Annotated in this window: 14 protein-coding genes; 6 read left to right on the top strand and 8 right to left on the bottom strand. The window is 64.2% G+C overall.

Features of this window, described 5'->3' with window-relative positions:
* Positions 1 to 77 precede the first annotated feature (77 nt).
* Positions 78 to 968 (top strand): class I SAM-dependent methyltransferase, encoded by an 891-nt coding sequence (locus C6571_RS07985; protein WP_245901457.1) that lies wholly within the window; start codon positions 78 to 80, stop codon positions 966 to 968.
* A gap of 59 nt (positions 969 to 1,027) precedes the next feature.
* Here the strand turns inward: C6571_RS07985 and C6571_RS07980 are convergent, their stop codons facing one another.
* Both C6571_RS07980 and C6571_RS07975 read right to left on the bottom strand, forming a co-directional pair.
* Complete coding sequence (locus C6571_RS07980; RefSeq protein WP_106446211.1) at positions 1,028 to 1,273, bottom strand: hypothetical protein; 246 nt, start codon at positions 1,271 to 1,273, stop codon at positions 1,028 to 1,030.
* 73 nt (positions 1,274 to 1,346) lie between these two features.
* Positions 1,347 to 1,694, bottom strand: coding sequence for an HPF/RaiA family ribosome-associated protein (locus tag C6571_RS07975; RefSeq protein WP_106446210.1), 348 nt, complete (start codon positions 1,692 to 1,694; stop codon positions 1,347 to 1,349).
* 157 nt (positions 1,695 to 1,851) lie between these two features.
* Here C6571_RS07975 and C6571_RS07970 point away from each other — a divergent pair, with 157 nt between their 5' ends.
* A complete protein-coding gene (locus C6571_RS07970; protein WP_106448116.1) occupies positions 1,852 to 2,724 on the top strand; it encodes a gamma-glutamyl-gamma-aminobutyrate hydrolase family protein in 873 nt (290 codons plus the stop codon).
* 206 nt (positions 2,725 to 2,930) lie between these two features.
* Positions 2,931 to 4,919 (top strand): S9 family peptidase, encoded by a 1,989-nt coding sequence (locus C6571_RS07965; protein WP_106446209.1) that lies wholly within the window; start codon positions 2,931 to 2,933, stop codon positions 4,917 to 4,919.
* Positions 4,920 to 5,070: 151 nt separating this feature from the next.
* Here C6571_RS07965 and C6571_RS07960 read toward each other — a convergent pair whose 3' ends face one another.
* The 3 genes from C6571_RS07960 to C6571_RS07950 form a co-directional block, all read right to left on the bottom strand.
* Positions 5,071 to 5,709, bottom strand: coding sequence for an MBL fold metallo-hydrolase (locus tag C6571_RS07960; protein WP_106446208.1), 639 nt, complete (start codon positions 5,707 to 5,709; stop codon positions 5,071 to 5,073).
* Between the two features lie 22 nt (positions 5,710 to 5,731).
* The gene (locus C6571_RS07955; protein ID WP_245901455.1) at positions 5,732 to 7,534 is read right to left on the bottom strand and encodes a GspE/PulE family protein; all 1,803 of its coding nucleotides are present in this window, start codon (positions 7,532 to 7,534) and stop codon (positions 5,732 to 5,734) included.
* A 154-nt stretch (positions 7,535 to 7,688) separates the two neighbouring features.
* Positions 7,689 to 8,504 (bottom strand): exodeoxyribonuclease III, encoded by an 816-nt coding sequence (locus C6571_RS07950; RefSeq protein WP_245901453.1) that lies wholly within the window; start codon positions 8,502 to 8,504, stop codon positions 7,689 to 7,691.
* Here C6571_RS07950 and pyrE point away from each other — a divergent pair.
* Together pyrE and C6571_RS07940 are read left to right on the top strand one after the other, a co-directional pair.
* The gene (pyrE, locus tag C6571_RS07945) at positions 8,503 to 9,201 is read left to right on the top strand and encodes an orotate phosphoribosyltransferase (RefSeq protein WP_106446206.1); all 699 of its coding nucleotides are present in this window, start codon (positions 8,503 to 8,505) and stop codon (positions 9,199 to 9,201) included. The two genes, C6571_RS07950 and pyrE, sit on opposite strands and share 2 nt — an antisense overlap.
* Positions 9,202 to 9,261: 60 nt before the next feature.
* Complete coding sequence (locus C6571_RS07940) at positions 9,262 to 9,891, top strand: DUF4124 domain-containing protein (RefSeq protein WP_106448114.1); 630 nt, start codon at positions 9,262 to 9,264, stop codon at positions 9,889 to 9,891.
* Positions 9,892 to 9,919: 28 nt separating this feature from the next.
* Here C6571_RS07940 and gatB read toward each other — a convergent pair whose 3' ends face one another.
* The 3 genes from gatB to gatC are packed head-to-tail and all read right to left on the bottom strand — an operon-like array spanning position 9,920 to position 13,178.
* Positions 9,920 to 11,368 (bottom strand): Asp-tRNA(Asn)/Glu-tRNA(Gln) amidotransferase subunit GatB, encoded by a 1,449-nt coding sequence (gene gatB / locus C6571_RS07935; protein WP_106446205.1) that lies wholly within the window; start codon positions 11,366 to 11,368, stop codon positions 9,920 to 9,922.
* Positions 11,369 to 11,370: 2 nt separating this feature from the next.
* Positions 11,371 to 12,840 carry an Asp-tRNA(Asn)/Glu-tRNA(Gln) amidotransferase subunit GatA gene (gatA, locus tag C6571_RS07930; protein ID WP_420852914.1) on the bottom strand — a complete coding sequence of 490 codons (1,470 nt, stop codon included), beginning with the start codon at positions 12,838 to 12,840 and terminating at the stop codon, positions 11,371 to 11,373.
* A 38-nt stretch (positions 12,841 to 12,878) separates the two neighbouring features.
* Positions 12,879 to 13,178 carry an Asp-tRNA(Asn)/Glu-tRNA(Gln) amidotransferase subunit GatC gene (gatC, locus tag C6571_RS07925; protein WP_106446203.1) on the bottom strand — a complete coding sequence of 100 codons (300 nt, stop codon included), beginning with the start codon at positions 13,176 to 13,178 and terminating at the stop codon, positions 12,879 to 12,881.
* A gap of 265 nt (positions 13,179 to 13,443) precedes the next feature.
* On the opposite strand from gatC, the gene C6571_RS07920 reads away from it, so the two are divergent.
* Entirely contained in the window at positions 13,444 to 14,487 is a 1,044-nt protein-coding gene (locus C6571_RS07920) for a rod shape-determining protein (RefSeq protein ID WP_106446202.1), read from the top strand.
* The last annotated feature ends 43 nt before the right edge of the window (positions 14,488 to 14,530 follow it).

Below are 14,530 nucleotides of genomic sequence, written 5' to 3'. Positions count from 1 at the left end.
ACGCAGGCTCGCCTCTCGCCCTAGGCTGTGAACACATCGAGATCGCTGCGATCCCGCAGCCCAAGGAGACCAAAGCCATGAAAACGACGCCATTGTGTGCCTCCAACTTGCCGGGAGTGCGCCCCATGGCCGACGACCCGAAAAACGCAAGCCGCGCCCAATGGGACCGCGCCGCCCCAGGCTGGAACGCGCACGGCGCGCTGATCGGCACCTGGCTTGCACGGGCCACCGAGGCCATGCTCAGCATGGCCGGTATCGGGCCCGGCTCGCGCGTGCTCGACGTGGCCGCCGGCGCTGGCGAACAGACGCTGATGATCGCGCGCCGCGTCGGCCCCAGCGGCAGCGTGCTCGCCACCGACCTGTCGCCGGCCATCCTCGCTCTGGCCAAAGATAACGCGCAGAGCGCTGGCGTGTCGAACGTGCAGTTCCAGGTCGCCGACGGTGAAGACCTGCAAGTCGAACCCGCTAGCTTCGACGCCGTGGTCTGCCGGCTCGGACTGATGCTGTTTGGCGATCCGCTGCGGGGCTTGGCAGAGATGCACCGGGCGCTTCGGCTTGGCGGCCACGTCTGCACCATGGTGTTCTCGCAACCGCAGCACAACCCCTGCATCACGATCCTGATGTCAACGGCTCTGCAGCACGCAGGCTTGCCCGCCCCCAACCCCGGCGCGCCGGGTGGCCTGCTGAGTCTTGGACGGCCAGGCTTGACCGATGAACTGTTTGCGGCCGCAGGCTTTCAGGACGTGGCGACGACGCAGCTCAATGCCCCCTTTCGCATGCCCTCGGCCAAGACCTATCTGGACTTCGTTCGCACCTCGGCGAGCCCGATCCAGCAGATCCTGGATCGCCTTGACGAACCCAGCAGAGAACGCGCCTGGGCCGAAATGGAAGAAAAGCTGTCCGTCTACGCGACACCCTGGGGTTGGGAGGGGCCCAACGAGCTGCTGCTGACGGCAGGGCGGCGCTGAACGCTGCCACCGAGGAAGTCAAATAGATCTTCGGGGCACACACACCATCCATCAGCTCGTCAACCCCATTCCCACCACAAACCTGCGCAAAGCACCGTGCCCACCAGGTACAACACCCAGGTCTGCGAGACGGCATAGGGATAAAACATGAGCGCCACACCCAGCCAGCGCCTGCCGCGCTGCTGCGTGCGTTTCCCGTGCCAATAGGCGGCCATGCCGATCACACCAAACAAGATGGCGCCAGCGATATACGCCGGGCTGGGCAGCTCCAGTCCGAGCGACTGCAAGGCGGAGAGGGTTTCCAACGGGGGCTGTGGGTACGGGGAGCGTCAGGCGGATGCGCAAGATGCGCCGCCCTGGGCGCAGGGCGGCAGCGGTTTACTCTTCGGCGGTGCGAATGGTGTCGCGCCCGTTCTTGTCTTTGAGGCGGCCCATGTCGGTATCGAGTGCCCGCATCAGTTTGTCGATGGCGCCAGTGAAGGCATCGGCCACCTTGTTGCCTTCGCCGGTCACGGTGACCGGCTGGCGCCCGGCGGGGCGCGCTTCCATGCGGCAGCGCTTGTCGTTGGCGCCCGATTTGCCGGCGTCCACATCGGTCAAAAATACTTCCACGCGGGTGACATGGTCCCGAAAACGGGACAGCTTGGCGCTGGTTTCCTCAGTGATCCATTGCGCCAGCGATTCGCCGCCCTGGATGTTGTCGTCGGTATGTACTTGAACTTGCATGCGTTGCTCTCCTTCGGGTCAGGGCCAGCCCGCAGGCTGGCGGTAAACAAGTGGTGTGGGCTCCATCATGCCTGCTTTCAAGCGCCTTGCACCCCCAGGTCAGCAAGGCAAGGTTCTGCCCTACAGCGCGGACGGCGCCAAGGTGTTACAAAGAAGTATGTTTGCTCCACGCCGCCTCAAAATCGGACTCTCCGCCTGCTTTCAGCATGCCGACCCGAGCCGCTCCCTGTTCACCAACAAGACGCTCCAGTACGTGGAGCAGTCGATTGCCCACTGGATCATGTCCGCCGGGGCCATGGTGGTCATGGTGCCTTGCCCCACGGGCGACACGGCGCGCGGCGACGTCACGCTGGACCACTACGCCGAGTGGCTGGACGGCGTGGTCATGCACGGCGGCGCCGACGTATGGCCGGGCAACTATGGAGAGGAGCCGCTGCGCCAGGAGTGGCTCGGCGACCGGGTGCGCGACCTCTATGACCTGGCTGTGGTGAAGGCCTTTGCCCAGGCCAGAAAGCCGATTTTTGGCGTCTGCCGCGGCCTGCAGCTGATCAATGTGGCGTTTGGCGGGGCGCTGTACCAGGACCTGCAGGAACAGCACCCTGGCGCCCAGCTGCACCGCAATGCCAGCACCTACGACCAGCATTTTCACGACATTGAACTTGTGCCGGGCACGCGGTTGGCGCAGTTGTACCCCGACAAACCAAGCGCGCGCGTCAACAGCATTCACCACCAAGGCATCAAGCGCGTTGCGCCCGACTTTGTCGTCGAAGCCTTCAGCCTGCCCGACCGCGTGCCCGAGGCCATCCGCCTGAGCCCTGGGCCTGGGCGCGGCTACATTGCGGCGACGCAGTGGCACCCCGAGTTTCATCAGGCGGGCTCGCAGACGCTGGACGACACGGCGATCCTGAACGACTTTCTAACCGCTTGCGTTGCCGCCCAGCCCGGCACTTTCGGGGGCGTCCATACGCCGCTGCACCTGCGTGACCGCGCCAGCCGCTTGCTGCGCAAAGCCATCAAGAGCAAGAAGTGAATTTCAGGTAGAAATGGATTCTGGCGCTTATTCAGAAAGCGTTAATAGCTATCATAACAATAGCTAAATAAATCCCCTGCACATAGTTGGCCGAGTCCCGTTTCCGTCCCAAACGGCACTTCGGAACAGGCCCAAGCGGCTACCGGTACCACGGCGCTTTTGCACAATAGCCCCTTCGATGTTTCAACTCACAGGGGACGGTTCGTATGGCACAGCAAAGCCGAACAAGCGCGGCGCGCCAATGGTGCGGAAGCGTTTTCTTTGCGGGCCTCGCGGCCTTGGCGGGTTGCAGCACTGCACCCACGCACCCCTCGCTGGCCGGCGCGCAATTGCCCGAGCTGGTTCCGGTGCGTGACTTTGTCACCAGCCTGGAAGCCACGGGCCACCACCGCGTGTCGCCCGACGGCACCCGGCTGGCGTGGATGGGCGTGCAGGGCCTTCGCCCGGCCATCTGGGTACGCACAGTAGGGCGCGACGATGCACGCGCCTACCCCATCCGGGCACGCGGCTTTCGCTGGACGGCTGACAGCCAGTACCTCGCTGCAACCGTTGACAGCACTGGCGACGAAAACGCACATATCTACGCCGTTGCCGTCGGCCGGCCTGGCGCCGCGTGGGTGGATCTCACCCCATTCGACAAGACCGCCAGTTCGATCGTGCAAACGGTAGAGGGCGGCGCTGACCTGATGGTGACAAGCAACCAGCGCGACAAGAAGGTGTTTGACCTGCACCGCGTGGACCCGCGCACCGGTGCCCACACGGTGGTGGCCACCAACCCTGGCAACGTCAGCAGCTGGGTGGTGGACCGGCAAGGCGGCCTGCGGGCACGCGTCGCCGTGGCCGATGGGCAGGCCACACTGCAGCGCCCCGATGCAAAGGCTCCCGGCGGTTGGGCCAATGCGGCGCAGTGGGACCGCTTTGACTTTGTGCGCCTTCTGGAGCTGGACGCTGATGCCGCGCATGTGTGGGCAATCTCCGGCCGGGGGCGCGACAAAGCCGCCCTGGTCCGCATGCGCCTGGCCGATGGTTTGGAGACCGTCGTGTATGCCAGCCCCGAGGTGGACCTGGACAACGCCCTGATCAGCAGCCGTACCCACCAGCCACTGGTTGCGTATTCGCTTCCCGACTATCCGCACCGCCAGGTGTTCGACGCAGCCCTGCGCAAGCGCCTGGATGCGCTGGCAGGTGGAACACCAGCCGAGGTGTTCATCACCAGCATGGACCAGAGCGAACGCACGATGACAGCCGTGGTGGCCACGGACCGGGGTGAGCGCAGTTACCTCTTGCCCGCCAAAGGCGCGCCTGAGCTGTTGGGGGAAAACCGCCTGAGCCTATTGCGAGCCAAGCTGGCTGCCACCCAGCCCATCGCCTCGACGGCGCGCGATGGCCTGCCGCTGCACGGCTACCTGACGCTGCCCGAGGGCGTGGAGGCGCGCAAGTTGCCGCTGGTTCTGCTGGTGCATGGCGGCCCTTGGATCCGCGACCGCTGGAGCGCTGGTGCCTCCAATCGGTCCCTGCAGCAGTTTTTGGCCAATCGGGGTTATGCCGTGCTGCAGATCAACTACCGGGGTTCGTCGGGTTATGGCCGTGCTTTCATGGAAAAAGCCATCGGCGAGTTTGCTGGCCGGATGCACGATGACCTGGTCGATGGCGTGCGATGGGCGGTCCAGCAAGGCCTTGCCGACCCGGCACGCGTGGCGATCTACGGTGCCAGCTACGGAGGCTATTCGGCGCTGGTGGGTGCCACGTTCACGCCAGAGACCTTTGCTTGCGCCATTGACGTGGTGGGCATGTCGCACCTGGCGTTGACTTTGGAAAAAGCGCCTGCGTATTGGGAGATGGGCATGATCGGCTGGCACCGCTACGTCGGCGACCCTTCCAAACCCGAAGACCGCCGCACGATGGAGGCCAAGTCGCCACTGTTCAAGGTCGGCCCCAAAACCAGCCCGCTGCTCATCATGCACGGCGTGAACGATGTGCGCGTGAAGCTTGAGCAGTCCGAGCTGATGGTGCAGGCGCTGCGCAAGGCGGGGCGGCCGGTGGACTACGTCACGTTCCGGGGCGATGGCCATGGCAACCAGCGCTGGCCCAACAATCTCGCGATGTACCGCAAGACCGAGGATTTCCTGGCGCAGTGCCTGGGCGGCCGCAGCGGCGGGGTGGACTACTACCAGCTCGGGGCCTGGGCGTTCTGAGCACGCCTGTCCGACCCTCGGCAAGAGCGGTCTGAGAAGGAGGCGAATGCCAGCCTATTCCTTCTTGGAGGTTTGCAGTGGAAAATATTGAATGAAAAGTGCCTTCAGCGCTTGTTCAGCAAGCGCTACAAGCTACTAATTAGATAGCATTTTACGTACCCTGTACGTAAGGGTTCGAGCGCCGCTCTCGCCCAAAACTGCTCTCGGGTCCGTGGCCTGGAATGAACACCGTGGCGTCGCCCATGGGCCAGAGGCGCTGGGTGATGCTGTCGATGAGCTGCTGGTGGTTGCCCTGCGGGAAATCAGTCCGGCCGATGCTGCCGGCAAACAGCACATCCCCCACAAAGGCCCGCTCGATCTGCGGCGCGTGGAACACCACGTGGCCGGGCGTGTGGCCGGGGCAATGGCGCACCTGCAGCGTCTCGTTGCCGATCTGCACGGTATCGCCATCGTGCAGCCAGCGCGTCGGCGTGAAGTGTTTCGCAGGTGGAAAACCAAACATCGCACTTTGCTGCGGCAGTCCGTCAATCCAGAACTGGTCCCCAGGGTGCGGGCCAACGATGGGCAGTTGCAGCCGCTCGGCCAGCTCGCCCGTGCCGCCGGCGTGGTCGATGTGGGCATGGGTGAGCCAGATCTGTTCGAGATGCAGCCCCAGGCGCCCGACTTCGCCCAGCAGGCGGTTGAGGTCGCCACCCGGGTCGATGACGGCCGCCTGCTGCGTGGCATCGCACCAGACGATGGAGCAGTTCTGCTGAAATGGCGTGACGGGAACGGTGAGGTACTTGAGCATGCGTTGGGATGCGGTCTTCGCTTTACAGGTTGGTGGCTGCCAGCACTTCGCTCATGTCCGTCAGGCCCTGCAAGACCTTTTCGATCCCGTCCTGGCGCAGCGTGCGCATACCGGTGGCCAGAGCCGAGTGCCGGATTTCGCTGGCGGGTGCACGGTGGCGGATGTGCTGGCGGATGGTGTCGTCGCTGAGCATGAGTTCGTGGATGCCCAGGCGTCCGTGGTAGCCATCGTGTTCGCATTGGGCGCAGCCCACACGCCGCCACGTCACCAACTGGCCGTTCGCGTCGGCATAGCTGGTGCGCCAGCGGGCCACCTGTGCTGCACGCGCAGCGCTGCCGCTGTCCTGCGTGCTGGCCAGATACTGCTCTGCCAGTTCGTCCAGGCGAGCATCGTCGAGGGGCTCGGCGTGGCGGCAAGCGGTGCACAGGCGCCGCACCAGCCGCTGCGCCAGGATGGCCAGCAGCGAATCGGAGAAATTGAAGGGGTCGAGCCCGATCTCCAGCAGACGGGCAATGCTCTCGGGGGCGGAGTTGGTGTGGAGCGTCGAGAGCACCAGGTGGCCGGTGAGTGAGGCCTCGATGGCGATGCGCGCGGTTTCCTCGTCGCGCATTTCGCCAATCATGATCACGTCGGGGTCGGCGCGCAGAAAGGTGCGCATGGCAGCCGCAAAGGTCCAGCCAATGCGCGGGTTCATCTGCACCTGGCGCAGGCCGCTCTGGGTGATTTCAATCGGGTCTTCAGCGGTCCATATCTTGCGCCCGGTGGTGTTGATGTCGCTGATCACCGAATGCAGTGTGGTCGTTTTGCCGCAGCCGGTAGGGCCACAAACCAGCACCAGGCCATAGCTCTTTTGCACCACGCGGCGCAGCGATTCGAGGTTTGCCGGACTCAGGCCAATGCCGTCGAGCGGCAGTGGCTTGGCGCCAGCCAGCAAGCGCAGCACCACGTCCTGGAGCCCGCGCGAGGTCGGCACGGTAACCACCCGCAGCTCCACCGGCGGGCCGCCGAAGCGCGAGAAGTCGATCTTTCCGTCCTGCGGTTTGCGGTGCTCGGAGATATCCATGCTGGCCATGATCTTGATGCGTGCCACCAAGGCGAAGCGATAACGCGCCGGCAGTTCAAGGTACGGCCGCAACTCGCCGTCCACGCGCAGGCGGATGCGCACGGGCTGGGGCGGCATTTCGGTTTCAATGTGGATGTCCGATGCGCGCTGGGCAATGGCTTCGGTGATCAGCGAATTGACCAGGCGCACCAGGGTGTTGTCCGACTCGTTCACCACGTCGGTGGCTTCTGCTGCACCGTCGGGCGTGGAGCCCTCCAGTGTGCTGGCGAGTTCCTGGGCGCTGGCGCGAACCGCGCCGCCCGCCATCGCAGCGTCGGAGCGCAGCGCGGCATTCTGGCTGTCCCCCGAATGCACCGCGTACGCCTTGGCAATGGCGGGGGCGAGCGTGCCAGGCGCAGCGCGCAAGGCGATCAGGCGGCGCTGCGTCAGAAAGCGCAATTCGTCAAGCAGCAGGCGGTCCAGCGGGTCCACCATCAGCACGACCAGCGCGTCGTCCCGTGCCAGCAGCGGCAGCACCGATTCGCGCTCGGCCACCTGGCGCGGCACCAGCGCCAGCGCGGCTGCGTCGGGGTGAAGCTGACCAGGGTCTACGACATAGTCGCCCAGCCAAGCCGCAATCACCTGGCGCAACTGCTCTTGCGTGAGCGCGCCGCCGCCGATCAGGATTTGACCGATCAGCCGGTGTACTCCCTGTGCACGCTCCTGGTGCTGCAGCTGCAAGGCATCAGCAAGCGTCGCAGCGCGCACCATGCCCGCATTCACCAGGGCCTCGCCCAGGTGCCGCGCCGCCCCCACCACTGGATGCGGCGAATTGATGAGCTGCCACAGTGCATCGGCGCTGGGGGATCGAAATGCGGGCTGGGCGGAGGCGTTTCGTGGTGTGCAGTGGCAGGCGAAGAGTCCATGAGGTCCTTGGCTAAAGGGCAAGCTCGTAGTCGATGGTGAGCGGTGCGTGATCGGAAAAACGCTCTTCTTTGTAGATGCTGGCAGCGCGCGCGCGCTGGGCAATCGACGGACTGGCCAGGTGGTAATCCAGTCGCCACCCCACGTTGTTGGCCCAGGCCTGGCCGCGGTTGCTCCACCAAGTGTAGGCATCGCCCGTGGTTTCTGGGTGCAGCAGGCGATAAACGTCGACCAGCCCGCCTCCCGGATCAGTTGTGTGTAACAGCTTTGTCATCCAGGCACGCTCTTCGGGCAAAAAACCGCTGTTCTTCTGGTTGCTGCGCCAGTTTTTCAAATCAATCTGCTGGTGCGCAATATTGATGTCGCCGCACAGGATGAACTCGCGCTCGCCGCGCTGCTGCATCAGGTGCGGATGGAATTGCTCCAGAAAACGGAATTTGGCCTGCTGGCGCTCGTCGCCCGAGGAGCCACTGGGAAAGTAGGCGCTGACGATGGAGAACTTGCGCGCGGGCGTGTCAAAGCGCAGTTCCAGGGTGCGCCCTTCGGCATCGAATTCGGGTGAGCCGTAGCCGATGCGCACGTCACTGGGTTCATGGCGGGTGTAGATGCCCACGCCGGAATAGCCTTTTTTCTCGGCAAAGTGGAAATGCCCCTGGAGGCCAGCGAGCTGCTCGAAGCGGCCTGCGACGTCGGCCTGCTGGGCCTTGATCTCCTGGACGCAAATACAATCCGGCCTGCTTGCGTCCAGCCAGCGCTCCAGCCCTTTGCTGGTGGCCGAGCGAATGCCGTTGAGGTTGAGACTGGTGAGCTTGAACAAGGATTTTCCCATGGCGGATATGGATGTGAAGCCCGTGGACGCGGGCACAACGGCACAGGAATTCGTGCGCTTTGCGGTCGATGCCGGCGTGTTGGGCTTTGGCCAATTCAAGACGAAAGCGGGCCGCATGAGCCCGTATTTTTTCAATGCAGGCCTGTTTCATGACGGCGCCACGCTGGGCCGGCTCGCACAATTCTATGCAAAAGCCCTGCTGGACAGCGGCATCGAGTTTGATATGGTTTTCGGACCTGCCTACAAAGGCATTCCCCTGGCTGCCACACTGGCAGTCGAGCTGGCGCGGCAGGGGCGCAATGTGCCCTTTGCCTACAACCGCAAGGAAGCCAAGGACCATGGAGAGGGCGGTACGCTCGTCGGCGCGCCCTTGGCAGGGCGTGTGCTGATCGTCGACGATGTGATGTCAGCCGGCACCGCCGCGCGCGAGTCGATTGCGCTGATTCGCCAGGCCGGGGCCACACCCCACGCCATGCTGATTGCGCTGGACCGACAGGAAAAAGCAACGGAAGGCGGCGGGGATGTCGAGTACAGCGCGGTGCAATATGTGCGGCGAACCCTCGGGCTGAAAGTTTGTGCCATCGCCACACTGGCAGACTTATTGCTGTATCTTTCGGAAACACGCGGCGCCGAAGTGGGTCAGCACCGCGAACGGGTGCTGGCGTATCGCCAGCGTTATGGCGTTGGAGAAGGATAGGCATTGAACGCTTATGGTCGGATCGCTGGCTGGGTGATCGCGCTGCTTCTGCCGGCAGGCATGGGCGCGCTCGCGGCCGACACAGGCACGGGCAGCATCTACACCTGCGTGGATGCCAATGGGCGCCGGATCACTTCTGACCGCCCCATCTCTGCCTGCCTGGATCGCGAACAACGCGAACTGGGTGCTACCGGAACCGTGCGACGCATCATCGGCCCCAGCCTCACCGAGCACGAGCGTGCGCTGCAGGCGGCGCAGCAGCGCAAGCTGGAAGAAGAGCAAAACCGCATCGCCGAAGAACGCCGGCGCGAACGCGTGCTGATCTCGCGCTATCCCGACCGCGCAGCGCATGACACGGAGCGCGCCGCTGCCCTGGAGAGCGTGGACGCGGTCACCGCAACTGCCGTCAAACGCATCGAGGAACTCAAAGACCGGCGCAAGGCCATTGACGCCGAAATGGAGTTCTATCAAAAGGACCCCGCCAAGGCGCCCATGAAGTTGCGCCGCCAGCTGGCGTCCAACGAAGCGGACATTGAAGAGCAGCAGCGCTTCATTGCGGGGCAAGACCAGGAAAAGCGGCGCATCCACAAGCGCTTTGACGCCGAGCTGGCCCAGCTCAAGCAGCTGTGGGCAGCGCGCGCCCCGGTTCCCGCTGTCCTGCCGGGCGGTGCCGCCGCAGCAGCACGCTAGGCGCAGAACCGCGCGCTGTTGTCCAGCCTCAGCGCACGAGGCGCTTGCGCAGCAAATCAGTGGCCTGCTGCGGGTTGGCCTTGCCTTTGCTCGCCTTCATCACCTGCCCCACCAGCGCGTTGAAGGCCTTGTCCTTGCCGGCGCGGTATTGGGCGACGTTGTCGGCATTGGCGGCAATCACCTGATCCACCAGGGCTTCAAGTGCACCCGTGTCGTTCATCTGGCGCAGGCCCAGGAAATCGATGAGGGCGTCCACATCGCTTCCCGCGCCGCTCCACAGCGCCTCGAAGACCTGTCGCGCGGCGTTGTTGGACACCGTGGCATCGTTGATGCGCTGCAGCAGTTGCGCCAGTTGCTCGGCTCCCACCGGTGCCTGCTCAATGGAGCGTTCCTCGGCATTGAGGCGGCGCGCGAGTTCGCCCATGATCCAGTTGCTCGCCAGCTTGGGCTGGCTGCTTGCCTGCGCTGCACGCTCAAAGTACGCCGCCATGGCCTTGCTTTGCGTGAGGATGGCGGCGTCGTATTCGGGCACGCCATAGTCGGCAACAAAGCGCGCCGCCATGGCACGCGGCAGTTCGCCCATGTGCGCGCGAATGTCCTCGATCCATTGCTCCGCAATGACCAGCGGCGGCAAGTCGGGATCAGGAAAGTAGCGGTAGTCGGCGGCGTCTTCCTTGCTGCGCATGGCACGCGTCTCGCCGGTGTCGGGGTTGAACAGCACCGTGGCCTGCTCGATGGCGCGGCCATCTTCGATTTCCTCGATCTGCCAGCGGATCTCGTAATCCATGGCCTGCTGCATGCTCTTGAAGCTGTTGAGGTTCTTGATCTCGCGCCGCGTGCCCAGCGCTGCGCCGGGCTTGCGCACCGAAACGTTGGCGTCGCAGCGGAACGACCCTTCCTGCATGTTGCCGTCGCAGATGCCGATCCAGGTGACGATCTTGTGCAGCTCGCGCGCATAGGCCACGGCCTCTGCGGACGAGCGCATGTCGGGCTCGGTGACGATCTCGAGCAGCGGCGTACCGGCGCGATTCAGGTCGATGCCCGACTGGCCAGTGAAGTCTTCGTGCAGCGACTTGCCGGCGTCTTCTTCCAGGTGGGCGCGCACCAGGCGCACAGTTTGCAGGGTCTCGCCGAGCAGGAAGGACACCTCTCCGCCCTGCACCACCGGAATCTCGAACTGGCTGATCTGGTAGCCCTTGGGCAGATCCGGGTAAAAGTAGTTTTTTCGGGCAAAAATGCTCTCTGGCGCAATGTGGGAGCCAAGTGCAAGTCCTAATTTGATAGCACATTCCACGGCCGCGCGGTTCATGACCGGCAGCGTGCCAGGCAGGGCCAGATCGACCGCGCAAGCCTGCGTGTTGGGCTCGGCGCCAAAGGCGGTGGAAGCACGGCTGAAAATCTTGCTGCGTGTGGCCAGTTGGGCGTGGGTCTCGAAGCCGATGACGACCTCGTAGCCGTGAATCAGGGGGGCGGTCATGGTCAGATGCCTGCGGGTGAGCGCAGGTGAAAATCGGTGGCTTGCTGGAAGCGGTGCGCGGCCTGGAGCAGGCGCGCTTCCTGGAAGTAATTGCCAATGAGTTGCAAGCCCACGGGCATGCCGTCCTCACCAAAACCTGCCGGCAGGCTCATGCCGGGCAGGCCAGCAAGAGAGGCAGGGAGCGTGAAGATGTCGGCCAGGTAGTCCGCCAGCGGGTCGCTGCGATGTGCGCCAATCTTCCAGGCGACGCAGGGGGCTACCGGCCCGGCAATCACGTCACAGTCCTTGAAGGCCTGCTGGAAATCGTCGGCAATCATGCGGCGAATTTTCTGCGCCTGCAGGTAGTAGGCGTCGTAGTAGCCGTGCGAGAGCACATAGGTGCCGATCATGATGCGGCGCTTGACCTCGTCGCCAAAGCCTTCGGCGCGCGTCTTCTTGTACATGTCCAGCAGATCCTCGTACTGCCTGGCCCGGTGGCCAAACTTCACGCCGTCAAAGCGACTCAGGTTGGAGCTGGCTTCGGCCGGCGCAATGATGTAGTAGACCGGGATGGCCAGTTCGGTGCGCGGCAGGCGGATGGGGACAAGGCGCGCGCCAAGCTTTTCATACTCCTTGAGCGCGGCATCCACGGCGGCGCGCACGCCGGGGGCCAGACCAGCACCAAAGAACTCTTGCGGCAAGCCGATGCGCAGGCCATCCAGCGGGGCGTCGAGGCCTTGCGCAAAATCCTCTGTCGGGCGATCCAGCGAGGTGGAATCGCGGTCCAGATCGGGACCGCAGACGCTGGAGAGGAGCAGCGCGCAATCGTCTGCCGAACGCGCAAAGACGCCGGCCTGGTCCAGGCTGGAGGCAAACGCGATCATTCCGTAGCGCGAGGCACGCCCATAGGTCGGCTTGACACCGGTAATGCCGCAAAACCCTGCGGGCTGACGAATGGAGCCGCCGGTGTCGGTCCCGGTGGCGCCGGGCACCAGACGCGCCGCCACGGCGGCGGCGCTGCCGCCGGACGAGCCGCCGGGAATGCGCGTGCGATCCCAGGGGTTGCGCACCGGCACAGGCGCATCAAAGCCCACCGGCGTCGCGGCCGAGTTTTCGTTCGCCGAGCCCATGGCGAACTCGTCGCAATTGAGTTTGCCCAAGGTCACGACACCGGCATCTGCAAGGCGCTGGACTACGGTGGCGTCAAAGGGAGATCGGTAGCCCGCCAACATGCGCGAGCCGGCCGTCGTGGGGAAGTCGCGCGTGACGAAAATATCCTTGTGCGCAAAAGGCACACCCTCGAGCGGCGCCGTGCTGCCAGCGGCCAATCGCTCGTCGGCCAGACGGGCCTGGGTACGGCTCACCTCCTCGTCTACCGCGAGAAATGCGCCCAGACTCTGGTGCTGGCGCATGCGCGCAAGGAAATGCTCGGTAACTTCCAATGCACTGACTTGGCGCGAGCGCAGCGCCTGCGCGAGGGCGCGCAGCGACATGTCGTGCAACGCTGGGTGGCTTTCACTTCTGGCGGCACTCATTCGATCACCCGAGGGACGAGAAACAGGCCGCGCTCTACGGCCGGGGCGTTTTGCTGATTGGCGCTGCGCTGGTCGGGTTCGCTCGCCACGTCCTCCCGCAGACGCAGAATTTGCGGAGCCACTACCGCCACAGGATGCGCCAGGGGTTGAATGCCGGCCGTATCGACGGCTCGGATTTGCTCGACGATGTCAAAAAACCCGTTCAACTCGGTGAGCAGTTGCTCACTTTCTTCGGGGGCGAACTCAAGACGGGCCAAATGGGCAAGGCGGCCGATCTCTGGGAGGGTCAATGCCATGGGATTGCGGTGTCGAAACCGGATGTAAAGCACCTGCGCTGGGGCCGCAGGCGCGAGTTATTCACAGGGGATGCGCTATTATCCCGCCTTTGTCGAGAGGCGCCTCCAGCGACGCTTTTCGTTCGATAAGTCCCTCAAGGTGCTTCCTTCAGGAACTTGTTGTGGTCGTTGGGAGCCTTGTCCGGACCAGCGTACCAACACGGTTTTTCCCATATAACACGGCGATGGCAGGCCGAAGCGCCTTCCGTGCCGAGAGGATTGTTGAATGTTCGGAGTTTTTCGTCGGTATTTCTCCACCGACCTCGCGATTGACCTCGGCACCGCGAACACACTGATTTTTGCGCGCGACAAGGGTATTGTGCTGGACGAACCCTCGGTGGTGGCCATTCGCCATGAAGGCGGGCCCCATGGCAAGAAGGTGATCCAGGCCGTCGGCCGCGAGGCCAAGGCCATGCTGGGCAAGGTACCTGGCAACATCGAGGCCATCCGTCCCATGAAGGACGGCGTGATTGCCGATTTTGTGATCACCGAGCAGATGATCAAGCAGTTCATCAAGATGGTGCATCCGCGCACCCTGCTCACCCCCAGCCCACGCATCATCATCTGCGTTCCCTGTGGCTCCACCCAGGTGGAGCGTCGCGCCATCAAGGACGCAGCGGAAGCCGCAGGCGCCACCTCGGTCTATCTGATTGAAGAGCCGATGGCCGCCGGCATTGGGGCCGGCCTGCCGGTGTCCGAAGCTTCGGGCTCCATGGTGGTGGATATTGGCGGTGGCACCACCGAAGTGGGCGTGATCTCGCTCGGCGGCATGGTCTACAAAGGCAGCGTGCGCGTCGGCGGCGACAAATTCGACGAAGCCATCATCAGCTACATCCGCCGCAACTACGGCATGCTGATCGGCGAGCCCACGGCAGAAGCCATCAAGAAGAACATTGGTTCGGCGTTTCCGGGCTCGGAAGTGCGCGAGATGGAAGTCCGGGGCCGCAACCTCAGCGAAGGTGTGCCGCGCAGCTTCACCATTTCCAGCAACGAAGTGCTCGAAGCACTGACCGAACCGCTCAACCAGATCGTCTCGGCCGTCAAGAATGCGCTGGAACAGACGCCGCCAGAGCTGGGCGCGGACATTGCCGAGCGCGGGATGATGTTGACCGGCGGCGGCGCCTTGCTGCGCGACCTTGATCGACTCCTGGCAGAAGAAACGGGGCTGCCGGTGCTGGTGGCCGAAGACCCGCTGACCTGCGTCGTGCGGGGCTGCGGCATCGCCCTGGAGCGCATGGACCGTGCGGGAAGCATCTTCACCAGTGAATGAGCCGGGTACGCTGCAGCGTGGTGCCAAGCGGCGCGCAGCCTGA

Origin of the sequence: Simplicispira suum, assembly GCF_003008595.1 — a bacterium.
Lineage (GTDB): Bacteria > Pseudomonadota > Gammaproteobacteria > Burkholderiales > Burkholderiaceae_C > Simplicispira > Simplicispira suum.
This window is presented reverse-complemented; position numbering and strand designations above follow the sequence as displayed.